The 22179-nt window shown below is 40.8% G+C and carries 19 protein-coding genes and 1 tRNA gene; 13 read left to right on the top strand and 7 right to left on the bottom strand.

The window, feature by feature from the left end:
• Positions 1–30 precede the first annotated feature (30 nt).
• Together MB09_RS12095 and lipB are read left to right on the top strand one after the other, a co-directional pair.
• Entirely contained in the window at positions 31–1818 is a 1788-nt protein-coding gene (locus tag MB09_RS12095; RefSeq protein WP_045081184.1) for a 3-coathanger stack domain-containing protein, read from the top strand.
• 29 nt (positions 1819–1847) lie between these two features.
• Positions 1848–2561 carry a lipoyl(octanoyl) transferase LipB gene (gene lipB, locus MB09_RS12090; RefSeq protein ID WP_045081183.1) on the top strand — a complete coding sequence of 238 codons (714 nt, stop codon included), beginning with the start codon at positions 1848–1850 and terminating at the stop codon, positions 2559–2561.
• Positions 2562–2594: 33 nt separating this feature from the next.
• Here the strand turns inward: lipB and MB09_RS12085 are convergent, their stop codons facing one another.
• From MB09_RS12085 to MB09_RS12070, 5 genes are all read right to left on the bottom strand, one after another.
• On the bottom strand, positions 2595–3281 hold the full coding sequence (locus MB09_RS12085) for a TapB family protein (protein ID WP_045081182.1): 687 nt from the start codon (positions 3279–3281) through the stop codon (positions 2595–2597).
• Between the two features lie 105 nt (positions 3282–3386).
• Positions 3387–3695, bottom strand: coding sequence for a hypothetical protein (locus MB09_RS12080; protein ID WP_045081181.1), 309 nt, complete (start codon positions 3693–3695; stop codon positions 3387–3389).
• Between the two features lie 3 nt (positions 3696–3698).
• Positions 3699–3848 (bottom strand): hypothetical protein, encoded by a 150-nt coding sequence (locus tag MB09_RS16210; protein WP_165586706.1) that lies wholly within the window; start codon positions 3846–3848, stop codon positions 3699–3701.
• 112 nt (positions 3849–3960) lie between these two features.
• Positions 3961–6900 (bottom strand): hybrid sensor histidine kinase/response regulator transcription factor, encoded by a 2940-nt coding sequence (locus MB09_RS15570; protein ID WP_052671375.1) that lies wholly within the window; start codon positions 6898–6900, stop codon positions 3961–3963.
• 89 nt (positions 6901–6989) lie between these two features.
• Positions 6990–9464 carry a hypothetical protein gene (locus tag MB09_RS12070; RefSeq protein ID WP_045081180.1) on the bottom strand — a complete coding sequence of 825 codons (2475 nt, stop codon included), beginning with the start codon at positions 9462–9464 and terminating at the stop codon, positions 6990–6992.
• Between the two features lie 195 nt (positions 9465–9659).
• Between MB09_RS12070 and MB09_RS12065 the strand changes: the two genes are divergently transcribed.
• Both MB09_RS12065 and MB09_RS12060 read left to right on the top strand, forming a co-directional pair.
• On the top strand, positions 9660–9890 hold the full coding sequence (locus MB09_RS12065) for a hypothetical protein (RefSeq protein ID WP_045081179.1): 231 nt from the start codon (positions 9660–9662) through the stop codon (positions 9888–9890).
• Complete coding sequence (locus MB09_RS12060; RefSeq protein ID WP_045081178.1) at positions 9884–10177, top strand: type II toxin-antitoxin system RelE/ParE family toxin; 294 nt, start codon at positions 9884–9886, stop codon at positions 10175–10177. The genes MB09_RS12065 and MB09_RS12060 overlap by 7 nt, the downstream gene beginning before the upstream one ends.
• A gap of 34 nt (positions 10178–10211) precedes the next feature.
• Here MB09_RS12060 and MB09_RS12055 read toward each other — a convergent pair whose 3' ends face one another.
• A complete protein-coding gene (locus tag MB09_RS12055) occupies positions 10212–10817 on the bottom strand; it encodes a ribonuclease HII (protein WP_045081177.1) in 606 nt (201 codons plus the stop codon).
• 402 nt (positions 10818–11219) lie between these two features.
• Between MB09_RS12055 and MB09_RS12045 the strand changes: the two genes are divergently transcribed.
• Positions 11220–13103: a putative porin gene (locus tag MB09_RS12045; RefSeq protein ID WP_045081175.1), complete on the top strand. Its 1884-nt coding sequence runs from the start codon at positions 11220–11222 to the stop codon at positions 13101–13103.
• 101 nt (positions 13104–13204) lie between these two features.
• On the opposite strand, the gene MB09_RS12040 is transcribed toward MB09_RS12045, so the two are convergent.
• Positions 13205–14347 (bottom strand): acyl-CoA dehydrogenase, encoded by a 1143-nt coding sequence (locus tag MB09_RS12040; protein WP_045081174.1) that lies wholly within the window; start codon positions 14345–14347, stop codon positions 13205–13207.
• 284 nt (positions 14348–14631) lie between these two features.
• Between MB09_RS12040 and MB09_RS12030 the strand changes: the two genes are divergently transcribed.
• The 8 genes from MB09_RS12030 to MB09_RS11995 all read left to right on the top strand — a co-directional run bounded on the left by MB09_RS12030 (position 14632) and on the right by MB09_RS11995 (position 22069).
• Positions 14632–15714, top strand: a complete 1083-nt coding sequence (locus MB09_RS12030) for an anhydro-N-acetylmuramic acid kinase (protein WP_045081172.1) — start codon at positions 14632–14634, stop codon at positions 15712–15714.
• A gap of 96 nt (positions 15715–15810) precedes the next feature.
• The gene (locus MB09_RS12025; RefSeq protein WP_045081171.1) at positions 15811–17037 is read left to right on the top strand and encodes a Glu/Leu/Phe/Val dehydrogenase dimerization domain-containing protein; all 1227 of its coding nucleotides are present in this window, start codon (positions 15811–15813) and stop codon (positions 17035–17037) included.
• Positions 17038–17059: 22 nt separating this feature from the next.
• The gene (gene nhaD, locus MB09_RS12020; RefSeq protein ID WP_045081170.1) at positions 17060–18439 is read left to right on the top strand and encodes a sodium:proton antiporter NhaD; all 1380 of its coding nucleotides are present in this window, start codon (positions 17060–17062) and stop codon (positions 18437–18439) included.
• A 48-nt stretch (positions 18440–18487) separates the two neighbouring features.
• Positions 18488–19186: a MotA/TolQ/ExbB proton channel family protein gene (locus tag MB09_RS12015; protein ID WP_045081169.1), complete on the top strand. Its 699-nt coding sequence runs from the start codon at positions 18488–18490 to the stop codon at positions 19184–19186.
• Positions 19186–19578 (top strand): ExbD/TolR family protein, encoded by a 393-nt coding sequence (locus MB09_RS12010; protein ID WP_045081168.1) that lies wholly within the window; start codon positions 19186–19188, stop codon positions 19576–19578. Before MB09_RS12015 ends, MB09_RS12010 begins: the two co-directional genes overlap by 1 nt.
• 174 nt (positions 19579–19752) lie before the next feature.
• The gene (locus MB09_RS12005) at positions 19753–20571 is read left to right on the top strand and encodes an energy transducer TonB (RefSeq protein ID WP_045081167.1); all 819 of its coding nucleotides are present in this window, start codon (positions 19753–19755) and stop codon (positions 20569–20571) included.
• A gap of 137 nt (positions 20572–20708) precedes the next feature.
• Complete coding sequence (locus MB09_RS12000) at positions 20709–21926, top strand: bifunctional folylpolyglutamate synthase/dihydrofolate synthase (protein WP_045081166.1); 1218 nt, start codon at positions 20709–20711, stop codon at positions 21924–21926.
• A 65-nt stretch (positions 21927–21991) separates the two neighbouring features.
• Positions 21992–22069, top strand: a tRNA-Val gene (locus MB09_RS11995).
• Positions 22070–22179 lie beyond the last annotated feature (110 nt).

Raw genomic sequence — 22179 nt, 5'->3', positions numbered from 1 at the left:
CTTTTTTCTTTAATCTAAAAATATAATGTTATGAGAACTCTTAATTATAGAATTTTATTGGCATTGATCGCTATTGCGCTTCAATTCTCACCAATATATGGTCAACGTGAAAATGATACATGGGTGTTTGGTCAAAATAAATGGATTTTTGATCAGAACAATAGCTTTTCTTTTTCTACTCTTAATAATTTTATAAGTAAATATAGCACTGCTTCAATAAGTGATAGAAGCTCTGGTCAGTTACTTTTCTTTACAAATGGAATTAAAATTTTTGATAAAAATGGTAATATGATGAGCAATGGAAACTATCTTGCTGGTATTCCGCCTGGAACAAACACAATGCTTGATATGTTCTATGAAGTTGAGGGCTATTGTGGAGGTGGTACAGGAACGAATCAGGGTACATTAATATTGCCAAAGGTGGGTTCTGCAACTAATTACTTAGTTTTCACAAATATTGCAACTAGTTTTAATGAGTGTGAAGCTGGAGCTGGTTATAGTGAATATTTCAGTTTTGGAATTCAATATGCGGAAGTAAATATGTCAAGCGCCTTAGGAAATGTTATTTCAAAAAATAACGTTGTTTTATCAAATACCACTGGAGCAATGACTTCAACACTAGGTCACGATGAAACTTATTATTGGTTGGTAACTAACTATCAAAATAGTTTTTATGCTTATAAAGTTGACTCTAACGGTATTAATATGAATAATCCAACAATAAGCAGTTTTTCCGATGCAAGTTACGCAAATCTCAAAATATCACCGGATGGCACATACATTTTAGGATCAGATCGTCATGGAATAGGAGCAGATAGGATCCTTTATGATTTTAATAATTCAACAGGTCAAGTTTCCAATCCATTGGATTTTACTTCCAATAATATTTATTACAGTAACCCTTTGGGAAGTAAAAGTAGTGCTGAGTTTTCTGAAGATAGTAATATAATCTATTTTTCCATATCCGATTTTACTATTGGGGGTCATATAATAAGAAAAGGCGGTATTGCTATGTATAATATTTCTACACAAGAATTAGCTGGTCTTACATTTCAAAACAATTTTTCATTTCCTTTAATTGATGATCACCATAGAATTAACTTGCAGCGTGCAAAAAATGGGAAAATTTATGTTATATATAATGATATTGGTACTCTTGAATATTCTATAAGCATCGAAAATGATTATTGGGGGGTTATAAATTCTCCAAATGTTTGGAACGCTAATTCAGATCCAATTTCAATAATAAACGCTCCATCTTCTACAAATAATGGATATATGTTTCCTCAACTAATCCCCAATTTACCTTTTTGCGTTAGCGATCTTACTATAACTGAAGATGTCTTATCAGGAGAAAATGATGAACATTCGGCATTAAACACCATTACTGCTACGAATATTATATATAGTGGGGCAATAGCAGAATACGATGCTGGAGTTACGGTCTTTTTAAAACCAGGCTTTAATGCAAAATCAGGCTCCGATTTTAAAGCATTTATTCAAGGCTGTACCGTCCCTCCAATTATAAGTGAAGATGGCTTAACCAAAAGCAATGAGAATTTTGACTCGCAAATAGAAAAGGTTCTAATTTTACATCCAAACCCAACTTCTGATTTATTAAATATGAAAAGCGAAGAAAATATGTATAGCTGGGAAATTTCTAATCCATACGGTATTATTCAACGTTCTGGATCTTTTAAAATGATAGGTGCAAAAAATGTAGAAATTGATTTGAGTAAACTTATAACCGGTGTGTATTATGTAAAAGTTGTTTTTAATGATGGAGAGATAATTACAAAAACGCTAATCAAAGAATAGGTATATTTGCAGTTAATTTAAAAAAATCTTTGAACAAGTATATTGAAGTTAATTATTTAGGATTAAAAGATTATCAAGAAATTTGGGATCTTCAAGAATCACTATTTCGAAATATTCTACAAATAAAAAGCAAAAACAAAAAAGATAATTTGGAGCTTGTCACTCCAAATTATCTTTTATTTGTCGAACATCTTCACGTTTATACCTTAGGAAAAAGCGGACATATTGAAAATTTGCTTATTTCTGAAGAAAAATTAAAGGCATTAAATGCCACCTTTTACAAAATCAACCGCGGTGGTGATATCACCTATCACGGGCCCGGCCAGATTGTGGGATATCCCATACTCGATCTGGAAAATTTCTTTACCGATATCCACAAATACATGCGGTTGCTGGAGGAAATGATCATCCTCACTTTGGCAGAATACAACGTAAGAGCGGAGCGCAGCAAGGGAGAAACCGGGGTTTGGCTGGACGTGGGCACCCCCTTTGCCAGAAAAATCTGTGCCATGGGCGTGCGGGCAAGCCGGTGGGTAACCATGCACGGATTTGCTTTAAACGTAAATACCGATCTGGGCTATTTTGACCATATGATTCCGTGTGGTATAAAGGGCAAGGCGGTTACTTCCTTAAATGTGGAATTGGGTAAGGCAATGGTTGATATGGAGGAAGTAAAGATGAAATTGTTAAAAAATTTCCTATTCCTCTTTGAGGCCGAAATAAAGGAAAAAACCGAAGCCTGAACTTCGGTTTTTAAAATTTAATTTGGGTGGGGTTTATTTTGAAAATTTGGTTAGCACACTGCTAGATGCCACCTTCCCTCGCTGATAATCTTCCTGTTTCACCATGCCCACGCCTTCGGCAATCCATTGTTTTGAATTGCTGGTTTGGGTCATTCCCATCTTGGTAGTCATATCATAAGTAATTACGAAACAATTAAAAGTTCCTGCTGGAGTGGTTACGTCTTCCTTGGCAATGACCTTTCGGTTTGTAATGGTTAGGTCCATGTTCATATTAATGCCGCCCATGCTAATTTTCATATTCATTTCAGCATCGGGCAGCTCTTGGCCAACGGAAAGGTTGTTTGGAATTTCCAGATCGATTCCGCTTATGTCATATTCCATATTCTGGAACTGTTCCATTATCATCGGGCTGACCATAGAGTTATAGTCAATTGAAATCTTGGTGCCATCGCAGGTAACGTCATACTCGGTTTCAGCAATCAATTTTCCCTTTTCGTCCTTAACCGATGATTTCATGGTAGCCACTTCCCCATTGGCGGTTTGGGTCTTGTTCAGCACTATATAGTCAACAACTGCCGCTGTTTTTCCTTTTTTGTCGTAAGATGTTATTTCGGCCTTGGTTCCTTCCTGGAACGGATAAAATTTACTGCATCCACTTTGTGCGTTTATATGAAGAGTGGCTATTAGCAATAAAATTGGTACGATGAGTTTTTTAATCATGGTTTATTGTTTTGAATATTAATTTTGTATCTCAATGCGTGTTATTTCAGCGTAAATAATTTTCCGAAAAGACATTCACTTTTTTAAAAAGTTTCTTTTGAAATTTTATTCCTCCACAATGGCTTCCCCATTTTGCTGATTTTCAGAAGGGGTGTTTTTATCGACGGGGTCCCCGCCAATCACATTGCGGCCAGCAGTTTTCTTTTTTCTTTTTTTGTTTTTCTTTTTTTTCTTTTTGGGAGAATCCACAATCGTATCCAGCACGCGATCTGTGCTCTTGGTGGTTTCCCGTTCCACGCGTCTTTCTACGGTTCGCTCTGCCGCATTGACGGCTCTGTCTCCCAACTTGTCCAAAAATTGGGCGTTGCAGATTCCGGTTGCGCAAATTAACAGGATGGTTAAAGCTATTTTCATGATTTACTTTTTAAAGGTTACTTCTTTTATTACTTTATTATTGAGCATAATTTTTAAGGTATATATGCCTTTTGCCAGATTTTTTATGTTTAAAAAAATCTGTTTTCCCGGAACAATTTCCAGATCGCCTGAATATTGTCTGTATTTTTTCATAATCGGGGAAAAGGAGTGATAAAAGTAGAACAGCGCCTAATAAAGCACTGTGAATTTTGTAACCAATCTTATAACAAATGTAACAGACATTGTATTTAATGACTCTTTTTGGTCAGTCTCGGCTTGAGAAATATTCCGAGGGCGAACTGCCAAATTCCTGTTTAAAGCATTTGGTAAAATAGGAAGGATCGTTAAAGCCCACGGTATAGCCCACTTCGGCAATGGTGATCTTTTTTTCCTTTAAAAGTTTTAGTGCCAGTTTAAGACGCTGCGATTTCAAAAATTCCGAAGCCGATTGTCCCGTCAATGCTTTTAGTTTTCTGTGAAGTTGCATGCGGCTCACTCCCATTTCCTTGCCAAAATTTTCAACAGTAAAACCTGCGTCGGTTATATTTTTGTCCAAAACCTTTTGCAACATATCCAAAAATTTCTCATCTGCTGAAGAAACTGCAATATCCTTTGGCATCAAAACCACTTCCTGTGCAAAGCGTTGCTGGAGCCTTCTCCGGTTGTCGATAAGGTTTTCCACCGTTGCCTTGAGCAACTGACTATTAAAAGGCTTGGTAATATAGGCGTCGGCGCCAATGCCCATCGCCTCGAGTTTTGAGGTAACGTGGGTTTTTGCAGTGAGCAGAATAACGGGAATGTGGGAAGTAAGTTGATGCTCCTTAATGTGTTTTGTAAAGGTAAAACCATCCTCGCCGGGCATCATCACATCGCTGATTATTATATCTGGAATAACTTCAATGGCAATTTCAAAGGCTTCTTTGCCATTACTGGCGGTGCGTACGGCAAAGGTTGTCTCAAAAATACTGCTTACATAATCGCGAATGTCCTTACTGTCGTCAATTATCAAAATAGTTGGGGCATCCTCGGGTAGCGCGATTTCCTTTTCAACTGTCTCAACATTTGGAAAGTTTGTGAAATTTTCGTCTTCATCACACTCCAAAAGAATCTGATAGTCCTCAAAGTCATCTTTATTTATGGGGATCGTTACCGTAAATGCGGTAAAGCCCGTCTCTTCACTTTTTACCGCTATGGTTCCTTGGTGCACTTCGGTTAATTCCTTGGTGAGGGAAAGCCCTATTCCGGTTCCGGGATTTTTAGGACTGGTTTGATAAAAGCGCTTAAAAATCTTTTGCTGCAGGTCCTTTGGAATATATCTTCCCGAATTTACAACCGAAATCTCATATTTGCCGTCCAGTCTACTTCCCTTTAAAGTTATTGAACCATTTTCAGGGGTGTACTTTATTGCATTGCCCATTAAATTATAAAGTATTTTTTCCAAAATGTCCTGATCAAACCAATCTTCTTTTTCATCATTCGGCACCGCTATGGAAAGATCTATATGCTTTTCACTGCAGCTAAAGGTAAAAGCTTCGGCGTGCGCTATCAAGAAATCGGGCAAGTTGGTACACTGAATATTTAATTTTAAATTTCCGCTTTCCAATTTTGCCAATGCCAAGAGCTGATCTACCAAGTCCTTTAGCCGTTGTGAATTTCTAAGTGCTGCCCTTAAATTTTTTCTTTCCGACGGCGACAGTCGGTCTGAAGCCAGTTGATCTTCAATTGGACCATTTATCAAGGTAAGCGGCGTTCGGAATTCGTGTGAAATATTTGCGAAGAAGGTATTCTTTGCGGTATCAAGTTCCTGCAGTTTTTTGGTGGTTTTCCGTCGGTTTTTAAACTGAAAAAACAGGAAAATGGCCGCAATGCCTATAAGGGCCAGAACGCCCCAAAGCATATTGCGCTGGTTTCTTTTTTGTTGTTCGGCAAGTTCATTTTTGGTGGTCAGTAGGGCAATTTCCCGATCCCTGCTTTCGGTTTGGTAAATTCCCTCTATCTCCTTGATTTTTTCAGCAATCTCGACCAATTGGATAGAATCATTTATCTTTTTTGCGACTTGGGAATTTGTAAACGCAGCTTTATAATTTCCTTGCAGCGCATAAGCTTCTGCCAAAAGAGAGTGGGCTTTTTGGGTTATCATTCCATTCTTTATGCTAGTGTTGAAGGCAAGTGCATTTTCCAAAAATTCAATGGCCGCAGCGGGGTTTTCTCTTTGAATGTTAAGCTTTCCAAGTTGCAGTGCAGATTGGGCTGCCTCTAGCGAGTATTCATTTTTTTGTTGAAAATTAAAGGCGGTCAGCAAGTGGGCTTCTGCTTGGTTGAGGTTTCCTTTGTCCAGATTTATTAGTCCCAGATAATTGTTTATTTCTGCAACAGTTCTTTCGTCCTTTATTTTTTCATAAAAAAGAAGTGTTTTTGAAAGAATATTGTCCGCTTTTTCCAACTGCCCTTTATGATAATAAACCTGTCCCAAAAAAACATTGGTAGTGTGAAAATAAAAATCACCCGCTCCGGGAATTTTTTCGAATTCTCTATTGGCTTTTAAGTAATATGTTTCGGCGGCGTTATAGTCTTTAAGCTGGAGGTAGATATTGCCCAAACTTTGGTAGGCGGCGGCAATTATGTCTTCGCGGATGGGTTGTTTTTTGTGAAGGGAATCTACAGCCAGCAAATGCGCGATGGCAGTTTCCATTTTATTCTGACGGGAATAGGCGATTGCCAAAGCGTTTCGGGTGTCGGCCAAAATAAAATTCCCGGGATCGTCAATTTTTTGCACATATCTAAGCGCCTGGTTTCCGGCATTGATGGAGTTTTCAATTTCCCCGATTAAATAATAGGTTCTGCAAAGTCCATTGTATCCTTGGGCCATACCGCGGAAATAATCAATTTTCTTTGCGGCGTCAATCTGCTTTTTGAAATAAAACAGGGCAGAATCGGGTTTTTGTATTCTTCGGAAATAGTGCGCATAGAGGTAGTCGGCTTCCGTGAGACTAACCAGATAGTTGTTTTGGGAGCTAAATTTTCGAAATTGTTTAATATAAATTAATGCACTATCCGGGTTTGCGTTGATGGATTGTGAAACCTTTTTTTTATAATCGGCAAGAATCAAGGAATCGCGCTGCGAAGGTTTTTTTTCGCGCAATTCGTTTTGGCCAAAAGCAATGTTAGCCAATAGCAAAAAAAAGAGGCAGAGGAGCGCTCTCATAAAGTTCAAAAAGGTTGGTTTGCGATTTAAATTTACGCAAATTCCGTGAACCAAATCAAGAATTTGGTGACTAATAAATTTGTTATCGATTAATTGATGCCGTAATACACCACATTTTTGGCGTCGCCTTTCACCACAAGATTTTTTGGACTTGCCGCTCCCATTGAAGCCGCAGAGGTGCCATAAACGGGAAACCCATTCAGAAGCTCGCCATTTTTATCAAAAATATAGACCTTTTTTTCTTGGGTTTCGGTTATGGCAATGTAGCTATTTCTATTTATGTTGAAAATTTCCGGTTTGGTGTAAAGCCCCAATGGCAATTCAGCCAGTTTTCCATTAATTCGCAAAAGGTTGTCGTCCAAGGTAACCTTCGTATTGCCCAAAATGGCGAACCAATAATTGCTGCCCACATTCAGTTTTTGGGAAGAAACCTTTCCATCCTGCGAAATGCGCTCTTTTGTATTTTCCTTTGTGATTACCACAAAAGTATTGTCTTCCTCGGCAACGGGAATTTCAGAAAAATTAAAACTTTTTGAAACCGAAACCCTCGGTTTGCCCACGCGGCTCAAAATATTCAGTTTGCCGTTTTCCTCGGCAACTACTATATAATCTTTATTGCCCATCCTGATGTGCACGGGCGACTGCACAATGTTGCTCTTCGCTCTGTTGAAACCGAAACCTTTTACGGCCTTTCCGTTTTTGTCATACATTAACACCTCTTTCCCCTGGACGATCACGAAACGATAATTCCTATTGTTGTCGTAATCAAAAACCGAAAGGGGCTGGGTTACCTTATCCCTAAATTTTATGGGAAATCCTTTGGCGTCCTTCCCATTTCTGTCCAAAATATAGAATGCATCCGAAGTGGAGAAGGCAATCTGTTTGTTGCCGCCGCCCGCAATTTCCAACGTTTCAATTTTCCCCAAAATGGGGGCGCCCAATTTTTTTGTCCAAAGAATTTTTCCGCTTCCCGAAATAAAATAGAGGGTATTGGCAATATCCTGAACGGCCACATTGCTGCTGCCATTGTTGCTTTCTATCAATTGTGGGGCGTTTAAAAGAGGGCTGTCCAGGCTTATATTGAATTTTTCCGAAACCTTGCCCGACACGCTTTTTGCGGTGGTGCCCGCCTCTTTGCAGCTGAGGGTTAGGTGCGCAAAATTTCTGTCGAAGCTGAATTGCAGCGCCGCCAGCGGAAATTCCCCAAAAGAAATATTTTTGATGTCCGCACCGCTATTCGAATTGAAAAACCCTGAAATGGCTTCTGAAAACGCTCCCTGCATTTTATAGATTAAAAGCGAGGATGCCGTGCTCAAATCTTTGGCGGTGTTTTCAAAATAGGAAGTGTTTTTCAGCGTATTATTATTTTGGAAGGAACTGATCAGTTCTTCGGCAGTGCTTTCGTTTTCGGTAAAAACGAAGAAGTTTTCAAGCTGGAAGACGTAGTTTGCCGTTTCGGAATTTATGAGGGGCGAAAAGGTTTGCTTAAATAATTGCGGCTCGCCAAAGCTGCTGATCTCAATTTCCCGGAAGATATTTTGGGAAGTGAGATAGCGCGCCAAAGCATCATTGGTCAGCGAAGCATCGATGCTTTTTATAAAAATTGCGTTCCCATTTTTAAGCTGGATATTTCCCACTTCGCTTACCGAACCGAAAATCCCGGTGGTTTTTACGGTTTCTTTTTCACCTCTAAAATTTCGTAATTTCTTTTGAAATGTTTCGGCGTCGTTAAAAGTAAAGCTCACAGCGCCCAGCGCGTCCGTTGGCACGAGGGCGGCCACATCGTTCTGCTGCGGCACTTGGCCCTCAAAAACATTCAGCAATTGCGGGATGGTGTCCGTGGCGAGCGTTATGCCAATGGCGGTAAAGGATTCGGGCGCTATCGCCACGTCAAGCGCGCTCCATGACGTGAAATTTATTTTTGTGGAATCGTTAAGCGCAATTGTATTGCCGCGCAGTAAAGCAGTAAAACCGTTTGACGAAGGTAGGTTGAACACTTTTTTGAAAGTTTCGTCCCGTTCGGTTCTTCCTTTTAGGATATCCTGCAAAATCTGTTGCGAAGAGGAAAGCACGAAAACGCTATCAATGATTGCGGAATAGGCAATTTCCGTACCTGCGGCAGGCAGGCCCCGATCAACCGTTATTCTTTGGAATGATTGCTTGTCAAATTGCAAGGTTTCAATGGTCTTATTTTTTAACGAATCCGGCTGGAAAAGGTTTTTTGTCTGCTTGGAGATAAAGGTATAAGCCGAAGTGGAATCGTTCACTTTATTAATGCACAGCAAGCTCTGCGAGGCGGGATGCAGGTTTTTCAGTAGGGCTTTCTTTTCGGCAAAAAAGGAATAGGGGGCGGTCTTTTCAAATTTTGAAAGCAGGGAATTGGCCTCGATATCGGCCTGCAGATTTTCAAAGTTTGAAATCTTAAAAACCACCGAAGCTCCTTCGGGAACAAAATCCATCAAAGTGCCCGTTTTTGGAGGTGTTTTATCGCAACTTCCAAAAACCCCCAAAAGCATTGGCACAAAAAGTAAAAGTGCTAAAAGTTTCCCCAGAATTTTTCCCATGACACAAAAGTAGCAAGGAAAAGCGATGGTTCTATGCTTAGTTGAAATAGTTTATTGACGGGTTTTCAACAGTTGTCTTTTGCATTTGGTTCTTCAGTGTAAAAAATGGAGACTGAAAATTCTTGGATTCCATAGAACTGAAAAATTACAGGGAATGATTTTTTCAGTATATTTATAAAAACAAAGCAGCTAATTATGAATTTGACGGAGGAGAGAAAATGGATACAAAAGGAACTGGAGTCAGTAACTGATCCTGCCTTTTTGGAGATTATCAAAAACATGTTGGAATATAGAAAACAGCTTACGAGCTTGGAGCGAGTGAGCGTGGCCCAATATAATAAGGAAATTGAGGAAGCGGTTGCAGATATTGAAAAAGGTGATTTTTATACCCAGGAACAGGCCAAAAAAATCGCGCAAGAATGGTAAATGTTGTTTGGCGCAAAAAGACATTGGGCCAGTTAAAGCAGATTTTTGAATATATCCGAGAGCATTCTTTGGAATCTGCCAAAAAAATAATAAATGACATTCTCGATACCGCTGAAAATTTACCTAACAATCCCAAAAAATTTCCCGCTGACAAATATAAACTCAATAATGATGGTTCTTTTCGCGCTTTTGAACTACACAATTATCGCGTTGCTTATCAGATTGCTTCCAACGAAATCCGAATTTTAAGAGTTCGGCACGTTCGGATGGAGCCTTTGGAATTTTAATACTTAATCTAAAATCAAATTCTGATTACATCAATTATTTATAGAAATCAATCGCTATTTGTTCGGGAAGCAATCTGAAACTTTTTCTGTGAAAGGTTGTGGTCCCGTGATTGCGTATGGCTTCACGGTGTTCCAGGGTGGGATAGCCTTTGTTCTGCTTCCAATTGTACTGCGGAAACTTCTGGTGAAGCTCCGCCATATATTCGTCCCGATAGGTTTTTGCCAAAATGGAGGCAGCGGCAATATGCAGAAATTTTCCATCGCCTTTTACCACACATTCAAAGGGAGTTTTTTGAAACGGCTTAAAGCGGTTGCCGTCAACGGCAATAAACTGGGGCGGACAGGAGAGCCCTTTAATGGCGCGGTGCATTCCCAAAATGGAAGCGTTCAAAATGTTGATTTTATCAATCTCGTCCATCATTACATGGACCACTTTAAAGCAGATGGCCTCGCGCTCAATAATAGCTCTCAGTTCCAACCGTTTTTTTTCGGGAAGCTGCTTGCTGTCATTTAGGAATGGATGCCGAAACCCATCGGGAAGAATTACCGCGGCGGCCGTAACGGGTCCGGCCAGACAACCGCGACCGGCTTCATCGGTGCCGCATTCTATTAGGTTTTGATTGATTTTGAGCTTTAACACGGTGCAAAGTTACTAAGTTATTGAGTTACTGAAAAGGATGTTTAAAAAGTGTTCAATAATTCAATAACACATTCAGAAAAAAAGCACCAAATGTTTAAAATCCAAAGGAAAAGCAAATCCCAAATCCCAAATCCTAAATCCCAAATCCTGAATCCCAAATCCCAAATCCCAAATCCCAAATCCCAAATCCCAAATCCCAAATCCCAAATCCCAAATCCCAAATCCCAAATCCCAAATCCCAAATCCCAAATCCCAAATCCCAAATCCCAAAACTAAACTTTGAAAATTTGGAATTTGCGGCTTGTAGTTTGGAATTTATTTGAAATTTGGAATTTGAAATTTGGAATTTACCCAATAGTTGGAACATATTTTTCGTTATTTTGCCCAATAGAAACACAGTAGATGAAAAAATTGTTTTTGCTCTTCTTTTTGGTTTGTACCTCGGCAACCGTGTTTTCGCAAACCCCTTTCGCAACAAAGGAAAAGCCGCCCATTGATTATTACAAAATCATTTCAACCGCGCGCGACACTACCTTTGTGGATACCACTCTTTCCATCAAGAAAAAATATAGATTCAATTACCTGCGACGCGACAATTTTGAATTGCTCCAATTTTCAAACGTAGGGCAGACGTACAATTCGCTTGCCTATTCTTTTGATAGGTTGCACTTAAAGCCGCTCTTTGTGGCGCAGTCGCATCATTTCAATTATAAGGAAATTGAAGATGTAAATTATTTTAATGTGCCCACGCCATTAACGGAACTCTACTTTAAAACTGCCTACGAGCAGGGGCAGCAGCTGGATGCTTTTTTTACGGTGAATACCTCGCCGCAGTTTAATTTTTCCATTGGCTATAAAGGCGTTCGCTCGCTCGGAAAGTATCAGCATATTTTAACGAGTACGGGCAATTTTCTCTTTACCGCAAATTACCACACCAAGAACAAGCGCTACGTTGCCCGCGCCCACGTTGCCGCCCAGGATATTTTGAACCAGGAAAATGGTGGGTTGACCGATAATTCCCTGCAACTTTTTATAAATGATGACCCCGAATTTAGTGACCGTGGCAGGTTGGACGTAAAATTTGAAAATGCCGAAAACAAACTGGAGGGGCTCCGTTTTTACGGCGATCATTATTACGAATTGTTTGCCCAGCGCGACAGTACGGGCTATTCAGTTTTAACGCTTGGGAATGTGTTGAGCTATGAGGATAAGTTTTTCCGATACAACCAAACCACGTCATTTGCAGAATTTGGGCCTTCGTATGAAGCAACTGATTTATTTACCAAAACGAAACTTGAAGATTTCAACGTAAAGGCGTATGCCGATTTTAACAACTCGCTTCTCGGAAAAATTACGGCTTGGGCGGGCTATAATGATTTTAACTACGGCTACAATTCGGTATTGATTTTAGACGAACAGCGCATCCCGAATAGAATAAAGGGGAATATTATTGAAGCGGGTGCTGCGTATGAAAAGGAATACCGAGGCTTTAAACTCCGCGGAAAAGGGGCAATAAACGTGGCCGGCGATTATGATGGAAATTATCTGCAAGGAGCCGCCTCTTTTGATTTGAATGAAGATTATTATGCGGAAGCTTCCATAACCGTACATTCGGTGGCGCCCAATTTCAACTTTTTGCTGTACCAAAGTGATTACCAAAATTACAATTGGAAGACCGAGCTGAATAATGTAAAAACCCAGGAACTGAAATTTCAAATAAACACCAAAAAATTTGGAAATGCGTATGTAAGCTATACTGGAATTGACGATTATGCCTACTTTGGAATAAAGGAAAACGACAGCACACCTTCGCCATTGCAGGCTTCGGAACGAGTAGATTATTTAAAAGTAAAGGTTGAAAAAGAATTTAAATTTGGGCATTTCGGATTGGAAAATACCGTGATGTACCAGCAGGTGTTGAGTGGCGAAACGGTTTTTAACGTGCCGCAAATTATTACTAGAAACACACTTTATTTTGAGGACCACTGGTTTAAACGCGCCCTGTTTTTACAGACGGGGGTGGGCTTTAAATATTTCACCAAATACAATATGAACGCTTACGACCCTGTACTCGCGGAATTTTATGTGCAGAACGAGCAGGAATTGGGCGGTTTTCCGTTAGTAGATATTTTCTTCAACGCTAAGATACGGCAGACGCGTATTTACTTTATTTATGAAAACTTTACCGCACTCTTCGGCGGAAAGAACGAATATTTTGCCGCACCGGGTTATCCGTATCGCGATGCGGTTTTGCGGTTTGGATTGGTTTGGAATTTCTTCTTATAAGCAGAGCGAAATTATCTCTTAGATACAATATTCTACAAATAATTAACCCTTCCAACGTTCAAAACACTGGAAGGGTTATTTTTTATAATGTCTAACACCTATCAATCCCTCAAAAGCCCTCGAGAAATAACAATCTTCTGTATTTCTGAGGTTCCTTCATAAATTTGGGTAATTTTTGCATCACGCATCAAGCGTTCCACGTGATATTCCTTAACATAGCCATTTCCGCCGTGAACCTGTACCGCTTCCACGGTTACGTCCATGGCTACTTGGCTGGCGTACAGTTTCGCCATCGCGCCGCTCATATCGTAGTTGTTGCCGTTATCCTTGTCCCAAGCCGCTTTCATTACCAAGTGGCGGGCTGCTTCAATGCTGGTATGCATATCTGCAAGCTTGAAGGCGATGGCCTGGTGGTTGCATATTTCGGTGCCAAAAGCTTTGCGCACCTTGGAATATTCACGGGCAAGATCGTAAGCTCCCGCGGCAATCCCCAAAGCTTGGGCGGCGATGCCTATTCTTCCGCCGGAAAGTGTCTTCATCGCAAACTTGAAACCGAAGCCGTCTTCACCAATTCTGTTTTCCTTCGGAACTTTTACGTCATTAAAAATCAAGGAATGTGTATCGCTCCCGCGGATACCAAGCTTGTCTTCCTTTGGGCCAATTTCAAAACCTTCCCAGCCTTTTTCAACTATAAATGCATTGATGCCCTTGTGTTTTTTCTCCTTATCGGTCTGCGCGATTACCAAATAATAATCTGCGGTTCCACCATTGGTAATCCAGTTTTTGGTACCGTTCAGAATGTAGTGGTCGCCTTTGTCAATGGCAGTTGTTTTTTGCGAAGTGGCATCGCTGCCCGCTTCAGGCTCACTTAAACAGAAGGCGCCAAGTTTTTCACCAGTTGCCAGCTTGGTAAGGTATTTTTGCTTTTGGTCCTCGCTGCCATAGGCTTGCAGGCCATAACATACCAATGAATTGTTCACCGAAACGATAACGGAGCAGGAAGCGTCAATTTTACTAAGCTCTTCCATTACCAGCACATAACTAACGGTATCCATCCCACCGCCCCCATATTTGGGGTCAACCATCATTCCCAGGAATCCGAGCTCGCCCATTTTCTTGACTTGTTCAGTGGGGAATTTTTGGTGGTTATCACGTTCTATAACGCCCGGAAGCAACTCTGTTCGGGCAAAATCGCGAGCGGCATCGCGAATCATTAACTGTTCTTCGGATAGACTGAAATCCATAGGCTTTATTTTTGAAAAAGGTTCATTTTAAAGAATTGCAAATGTACTTTAAAAATAAAGCAAATCCCAAAACCCAAATAATAAAGAAGCACCAAATTCCAAATTCCAAATTCCAAAAAACAAAAAGCACCAAATTCCAAATTCCAAATTCCAAAAAACAAAAGGCACCAAACCCCAAATTCCAAATTCCAAATTCCAAAAAAAAATGTTTTGGAATTTGGTGCTTGTAATTTGGGATTTCAAGCTTTTCAAATGTATCTTTCATATCTGTAAATTAAAATTATTTGAAAAAACAGAAATATCATATTGTTGGCGTAATGAGCGGCACTTCGCTGGATGGGATTGATTTGGCGGAAATTGTTTTTACGTATTCCGAAGCACAATGGAAGTTTGAAATCATCACTGCTGAAACCGTACCGTATTCTTCATTTTGGAAGGACGAGCTGCGCGATGCCATTAATTATTCCGAAGAAAAGCTGGAGCGCCTCGATTTTAAATATACCGAAAGGCTTTCCGAGGAAATTTCAAAATTCATTAGAAAAAACAATGTGCAGGAAATTGACGCGGTCTGCAGCCACGGTCATACCATTTTGCACCAGCCCGAAAGGGGATTTACGTATCAGATAGGCAATCTGCCACGCATTTCAAAAATGCTCGGCCAAACCGTGGTCTGCGATTTTAGGGTGCAGGATGTGGAGTTAGGCGGACAGGGCGCGCCGCTGGTGCCCATAGGAGATAAGTTGCTTTTTTCGGAATACGATTATTGTTTGAATCTGGGCGGTTTTGCAAATTGTTCTTTTGAAAAAAACGGCGAACAGATTGCGTATGATATCTGCCCAGTGAATATTGTTTTAAATCATTATGCCGAAAAACTCGGGCAGGATTTTGACGAAGCTGGAAAACTGGCCGCTTCGGGAAAAGTGAATGAAGAATTGCTTCAAAAATTGAACACGCTTTCTTTTTATGCTGAAAAACCGCCGAAATCCTTGGGTTTGGAATGGGTAAAAGAACACATTTTTCCACTTCTGGATACTTACAATAATTCTTCAGAAGACGTGTTGCGGACGTTTACGGAACATATTGCCGTGCAACTTGCCCATCAATTTTCAGATACTTCGACTTCGCTCAGTACAAGTGCTTCCGTTTTAATCACTGGAGGCGGGGCGTACAATTCTTTTTTGATTGAAAGATTGAAAAAGCTCGCTTCGGTTGAGGTTGTTATTCCTTCCTCTGACATCGTAGAATACAAAGAGGCCCTGATTTTTGGACTTTTGGGCGTACTGAAACTTCGAGGTGAGGTGAATTGTTTGGCCAGCGTTACGGGAGCTTCAAAAAATCATTCCTCGGGGAAAATATTCTATCCATAAATTTCACTTAAAATAAATCTAAACCCTCACAAGTTTTTTATATTTGTCCTCACACTACGGAGCTTAGCGAAGCAGTGCCTTAACTCTCCACATTTAATGAAGGAATTACTCAAAAAGTACGAAGAAAAAGATCCCGAAATAGTTTTTCATTGGAATGATCCCGAAACCGAGGCCGAAGGCTGGACGGTCATAAACTCCTTGCGCGGCGGTGCTGCGGGGGGCGGAACGCGTATGCGAAAAGGGCTTGATGCCAATGAAGTGCTCTCGCTTGCCAAAACAATGGAAGTGAAGTTTACCGTGGCCGGGCCCGCAATTGGTGGAGCCAAAAGCGGTATCAACTTTGATCCTTCCGATCCTCGAAAAAAAGGTGTTTTGGAACGCTGGTTTAAGGCAGTTTCGCCTTTGCTGAAAGCCTATTACGGCACCGGCGGCGATCTGAATGTTGATGAAATACACGAAGTAATCCCGATGACGGAGCAGAGTGCTGTTTGGCACCCGCAGGAAGGCGTTTTTAACGGACATTTTTCCCCAACGGAAGCAGATAAAATCAACAGAATTGGGCAGTTGCGCCAAGGTGTTATAAAAGTTTTGGAGAACGTGAATTTTTCACCAGATGTTTCCAGAAAATATACCGTGGCCGATATGATTACAGGCTATGGCGTGGCAGAAGCCGTGCGCCATTATTACGATATTTACGGCGGCAATGTAAAAGGTAAACGCGCCATCGTGCAAGGTTTCGGAAATGTGGGGGCAGCCGCGGCATACTATCTTTCGCAAATGGGCGCCAAGGTTGTGGGCATAATTGATCGCGACGGCGGAATAATCGATAAGGACGGTTTTTCTTTTGAAGAGATCAAACAACTTTTTCTTAAAAAGGATGGCAATACCTTGGTTGCCGATAAGATGATTCCTTTTGATGAAATAAATGAAAAAATCTGGAAACTGGAAACGGAAATTTTTGCGCCCTGCGCCGCATCGCGCTTGATTACTAAAGAACAGATTTCGCAAATGATAGAAACCGGCCTTGAGGTAATAAGTTGTGGAGCCAATGTTCCCTTTGCCGATAAGGAAATTTTCTTTGGACCCATTATGGAATTTACCGATGAGCGCGTAAGTTTGATACCAGATTTTATAAGTAATTGCGGGATGGCCCGTGTTTTTGCATATTTTATGGAGCGTAAAGTTCAGATGACGGATGAGGCTATTTTTAACGATACCTCAATCACGATTAAAAACGCAATTCAAAATATATTTGATAACAACAGTACAAAAACTAACATTAGCAAAACCGCTTTTGAAATAGCTTTAAAGCAACTATTATAATTTTCAACAATCAGCATTTATTATGGAATCAATAATCATTTTAATCTTTGTAATAGGATATCTTTCCATCACTTTGGAACACCCTTTAAAACTGGACAAAACGGTCCCGGCACTTATAATGGCATCGCTTATTTGGGCAGTTTTGGCAATTGGTTTTACCAGCGGATGGTTTGATGTAATAAATACAGAAGAGCAGGCGTTCAATTTTCTTTCTGGCGGCGAACACGCCATGGAAGGTTTTGAAGGTACCTTGCTTCACCATTTGGGGAAAACCGCCGAAATCCTTATTTTCCTAATTGGAGCGATGACCATTGTGGAGATTATTGACCTTCATCGCGGTTTTGAAGTATTAAAGAGTGCCGTGAAAACCAAAAGCAAGCGAAAGCTTCTATGGATTATCGGGATATTGGCGTTCTTCCTTTCGGCAATTATTGATAACCTTACCGCAACCATCGTATTGATTACACTATTAAGAAAATTGATTCACCGAAGAGAGGACCGTTTATGGTATGCGGCTATGGTAGTTATTGCGGCAAATGCCGGTGGCGCTTGGTCTCCAATTGGCGATGTTACAACAACCATGTTATGGATTGCGAAAAAAGTATCTGCGGCAGGCCTTATTGAATATGTGGTGATACCGTCCATCGTTTGTTTTGCGTTGCCTTTCGTTATTGCCAGCTATATGCCCGCCTTCCGCGGAATGATAGATGTAGATGCCCGTGAGGACAAAGCAGAGGAGGCTCTTTTAAGTAGTAGAACGATGCTCTTTTTGGGGTTGGGAATGATTGTTTCCGTACCGGTATTCAAGACCTTGACGCATCTTCCGCCCTATATGGGGATGATGCTCGCATTGGGTGTGGTATGGCTTGTTTCGGAATATATCCATCCCGAAGAAGATTTCAGCAAGGAAAGAAGACACCTGTATTCCGCACACAAAGCGCTATCACGTATTGAAATTTCGAGTATCCTTTTCTTCCTCGGTATTTTGATGGCAGTTGCAGGATTGGAAAGTCTTGTATATGGCGTTGTAAATGGGGAAGAGGTAGGAACCTTGCGCTATCTGGCCGAAGTATTGCAGAATGCCATACCAAATCAGGACGTGGTGGTTATTTTGCTGGGTATTTTATCCGCAATAATAGACAATGTGCCGCTGGTAGCCGCATCTATGGGAATGTACGACCTGCCGATGGACTCCGTTTTATGGCATTTTATAGCCTACTCGGCCGGAACGGGTGGAAGTATGCTTATCATAGGTTCCGCAGCCGGTGTGGCCGCAATGGGTATGGAGCGTATAGACTTTATCTGGTATCTTAAAAAGATTACCTGGCTCGCATTCATAGGGTTTATAGCTGGTGCGGGGGTATTCCTTTTAATAGAAAGAGTGCTATTTCACAATGCCTAACAATTTCTGAAATCTTATACCGTTATTCACTAAAACAAAACCTTTTTTATGTTAAACTTCTTTATTCAAGAGGGTGCAGAGGTAGCACAGGATCTTGAACCAATTTCTGAAGAAAAAACGCTATCCATAATGGACCTCCTTTTAAATGGAGGAGTGGCAGGACAAATAATAATAATGGTACTTTTTGTACTGTTGTTTGTTGCTGTGTATATTTATTTTGAACGTTTATTTGCCATTAAAGCTGCTTCCAAAATGGACAGCAACTTTATGAACCAAATACGAGACCATGTTGCTAAAGGAAATATCCAAGCTGCAAAAGTGTTATGCGCGCAGAATAATACACCGGTTTCACATTTGACCGAAAAAGGAATTTCCCGAATAGGAAGTCCTTTGGAAGACATAAACACTGCCATTGAAAATGCAGGGCGTTTGGAAGTGTACAGACTCGAAAAAAACGTAAGTGTTTTAGCAACTATAGCGGGAGCAGCCCCTATGATTGGTTTCTTAGGAACCGTAATCGGGATGGTCTTGGCTTTCCATCAACTAGCCACCAGTAGCGGCCAGGCCGAAATGGGAAGTCTTGCCGAAGGTATTTACACGGCAATGACTACGACGGTTGCAGGTTTGATTGTGGGTATTATTGCCTATATGGGCTACAACCATTTGGTTGTAAAGACAGATAAAGTGGTACACCAAATGGAAGCCACGGCTGTTGATTTCCTTGACATTTTAAATGAACCTGCTTAATGAACTTAAGAGGAAGAAATAAAGTAAGCGCCGAGTTCAGCATGAGTTCCATGACAGACATTGTGTTTCTGTTATTGGTGTTTTTCCTGCTCACTTCGCCAGCGATAACGCCCGATGCTTTGGATTTGATACTTCCGAAAGCAAAGGGGAAAACGTCAAATGTGCAAAAAGCTTCCGTGAGTATTACAAAAGACGGGGCTTATTACGTAGATAAGGAGCGAGTAAGCGAATACAGCATAGAGAGCGAATTGAAAAAAACGCTCGCGGGGCAGGAAGAGCCTACCATCATTCTACGCGCCGAAGAGGGAGTGCCCATTGAAGATGCCGTTTTTGTGATGGATATTGCAAACCGCAACAATTTTAAAGTGGTGCTCGCCGTTAGGCCTAATTAAGGTTTGCAATATCAGTAGGCTCGCGATTTAGCGCGTGCCCAGATTTTGAAAATGGTTTTTTTGAAAAAGTATTTTGATTTTATAAACTTCACAAATTTTAACCTGAAACCCGAAACCTGAAACTTGAAACTCAAAACCCCAAAACCCAAAATTTTGAATCTTAAATTTTAAATCTTGAATTTATTAGATACAGAACATAAACGAAAAAGTATGACCATCACGGTAATCGTGCATGTAATCATTCTTATTCTTTTGTTTTATGTGGGGATGAAATATATGGATCCGCCTTTGGAGCAGGGCATAGCGGTAAATTTTGGCACTACCGATACTGGTAGTGGAAATATACAACCCACTGAAAAAATTCAGTCCGCACCACAAAAAACCACAGCTCAACCGGTTTCACAGCCCAAGTCTGAGATTAAGGAAGAAGTTGTTACACAAGACAATGAAGATGCGCCAGTAATTAAAAAGGAAAAACCCAAAAAAGAGCAAACTGAAACCCCGGTAAAGGAACAGCCTAAAAAAGAAGTAAAAAAACCCGATCCAAAACCAGATAAATCAACAACTGATGCCCTTTCAAGCATTTTGAACGGCCCAAAAAGTGACGGAACCGCAAAAGGAGGCGAGGGCGACGATAAAAACCCGGGTGACAAGGGAAGCCCCGAGGGCGATCCCAACGCAAGTGCGTATTACGGCACCGGCAAAGGTTTGGATGGCGATGGTAATTATTTACTCGGTGGAAGAAAAGCGCTGAATAAGGAAAAGTTTGTACAGGATTGCAACGAGGCTGGAACGGTTGTGGTTAGCATAGAAGTGGACCGCAGTGGAAGAGTGATTAGCGCAACCCCCGGTGTGCGCGGAACAACCAACAACTCCCGTTGTTTATTGGAGCCTGCAAAAAGAGCCGCTTTAGCCACAAAGTTTAATTCTGATGATAAAGCCCCCGCCAAACAAATAGGTAAAATTATTTATAGGTTCAGCCTCTCGCAGTAGTAGATTGCTCTTAAAAAAATCTCGTTTTTTATTTATCTTTAACCCTTAAGCAAGAATGCTTTTCTAGTGCCCTGCCTATTATTATAGCCAAGGATTACAAAAAAGAAAAGTCAAAAATAATATTAACAATTTCCGCCATTAACTATTCAGAAACCATCGCGTGGCTTTTTGCACAGCTGCCCATGTACCAAAGGGTGGGGCAGTCTGCCTATAAAGCAGATTTGGCCGCAACCCTCAATCTTGCCAAGTATTTAAAGAATCCCGAAAAGAGTTTTAAAAGTATTCACGTAGCCGGCACCAATGGCAAAGGTAGTACTAGCCATATGCTGGCTTCTGTTTTTCAAGAAGCGGGCTATAAAACCGGGTTATATACATCTCCGCACTTAAAGGATTTTAGGGAGCGGATAAAGATTAATGGGCAAATGATTTCAGAACAATACGTTTCAAACTTTGTTCAAAACCACAGGCCTTTTTTTGAGAGCAATCAACTCTCTTTTTTTGAAATGACCGTAGGTTTGGCGTTTGAATATTTCAGAAGTGAAAATGTGGATATCGCCATTGTTGAAGTAGGCATGGGCGGTAGACTGGACAGCACCAATATCATAGCTCCCGAAGTTTCGGTAATTACCAATATAGGTTTGGATCACACCCAGTTTTTGGGAGATACCTTGGAAAAAGTTGCAGTAGAAAAAGCTGGAATAATTAAGGATCGGGTGCCCGTTATTATTGGAGAAACCTCGCCGGAAACGAAGCGGGTCTTTGAGGAAATTGCTTTAGAAAGAAACGCTCCAATTGTTTTTGCCGAAATGAATGATGCTTCTACCTATTCTTCAGATTTGAAAGGTTCCTATCAGCAGAAAAACATAAGGACCGTAATTTCCATCCTGCGAATGCTTCAAAAAAAAGGCTGGAATATTTCAGAAGAAAATATTCAAAAAGGCTTAATGAATACCGTTAAAAATACGGGATTGATGGGACGATGGCAGATTTTAGGACAGGCGCCAAAGGTGATTTGCGATACGGCCCACAATAGGGAAGGTCTGCAAATAGTCTTGGATCAGCTTGCGAGCGAAGATTTTCAGAACCTTCACATTATACTGGGGGTTGTAAATGATAAGGATTTGGCTTCCATATTGCCCCTTTTTCCGAAAGATGCTATCTATTATTTCTGCAGACCGAATATCCCCCGCGGTTTGGATGCTTCCCTTTTACTATCTCGGGCAAGGGGTTTTGGGTTGATTGGCCAGGAATATATTTCTGTATCAAAAGCTTACGAAGCTGCTTTAAAAGCCGCACTGCCTCAGGACTTAGTGTTTGTAGGCGGAAGTACTTTTGTGGTGGCCGAAGTTTTGTGATATTTTTTAAATAAATGTTTGCGGGAATTAAAAACTAACTTATATTTGCATCCTCTAAACAATGAGGGCGATTAGCTCAGCTGGTTCAGAGCACCTCGTTTACACCGAGGGGGTCGGGGGTTCGAACCCCTCATCGCCCACCAGTTTTTAAAAGGCCGAAGTTTTTTGCTTCGGCTTTTTTTATTGTATTATCTAAGGTTTCCTATTAGGGGGAATAAGTTTAACTTTGGCTGCATCATTAACAAAAAGAAGA

The sequence above is a fragment of the Aequorivita vladivostokensis genome (assembly GCF_000952855.1).
Classification (GTDB): domain Bacteria; phylum Bacteroidota; class Bacteroidia; order Flavobacteriales; family Flavobacteriaceae; genus Aequorivita; species Aequorivita vladivostokensis.
The sequence above is the reverse complement of the archived record's forward strand: the minus strand, read 5'-3'. Positions and strand labels throughout refer to the sequence as shown.

Coding starts and splice junctions, on each gene's coding strand:
- MB09_RS12015 (WP_045081169.1), top strand. CDS start 18,488: ATGTTAAACTTCTTTATTCAAGAGGGTGCAGAGGTAGCACAGGATCTT.
- MB09_RS15570 (WP_052671375.1), bottom strand. CDS start 6,900: ATGAGAGCGCTCCTCTGCCTCTTTTTTTTGCTATTGGCTAACATTGCT.
- MB09_RS12040 (WP_045081174.1), bottom strand. CDS start 14,347: ATGGATTTCAGTCTATCCGAAGAACAGTTAATGATTCGCGATGCCGCT.
- MB09_RS12045 (WP_045081175.1), top strand. CDS start 11,220: ATGAAAAAATTGTTTTTGCTCTTCTTTTTGGTTTGTACCTCGGCAACC.
- MB09_RS16210 (WP_165586706.1), bottom strand. CDS start 3,848: ATGAAAAAATACAGACAATATTCAGGCGATCTGGAAATTGTTCCGGGA.
- MB09_RS12085 (WP_045081182.1), bottom strand. CDS start 3,281: ATGATTAAAAAACTCATCGTACCAATTTTATTGCTAATAGCCACTCTT.
- MB09_RS12095 (WP_045081184.1), top strand. CDS start 31: ATGAGAACTCTTAATTATAGAATTTTATTGGCATTGATCGCTATTGCG.
- MB09_RS12065 (WP_045081179.1), top strand. CDS start 9,660: ATGAATTTGACGGAGGAGAGAAAATGGATACAAAAGGAACTGGAGTCA.
- MB09_RS12025 (WP_045081171.1), top strand. CDS start 15,811: ATGAAGGAATTACTCAAAAAGTACGAAGAAAAAGATCCCGAAATAGTT.
- MB09_RS12070 (WP_045081180.1), bottom strand. CDS start 9,464: ATGGGAAAAATTCTGGGGAAACTTTTAGCACTTTTACTTTTTGTGCCA.
- nhaD (WP_045081170.1), top strand. CDS start 17,060: ATGGAATCAATAATCATTTTAATCTTTGTAATAGGATATCTTTCCATC.
- MB09_RS12080 (WP_045081181.1), bottom strand. CDS start 3,695: ATGAAAATAGCTTTAACCATCCTGTTAATTTGCGCAACCGGAATCTGC.
- MB09_RS12010 (WP_045081168.1), top strand. CDS start 19,186: ATGAACTTAAGAGGAAGAAATAAAGTAAGCGCCGAGTTCAGCATGAGT.
- MB09_RS12060 (WP_045081178.1), top strand. CDS start 9,884: ATGGTAAATGTTGTTTGGCGCAAAAAGACATTGGGCCAGTTAAAGCAG.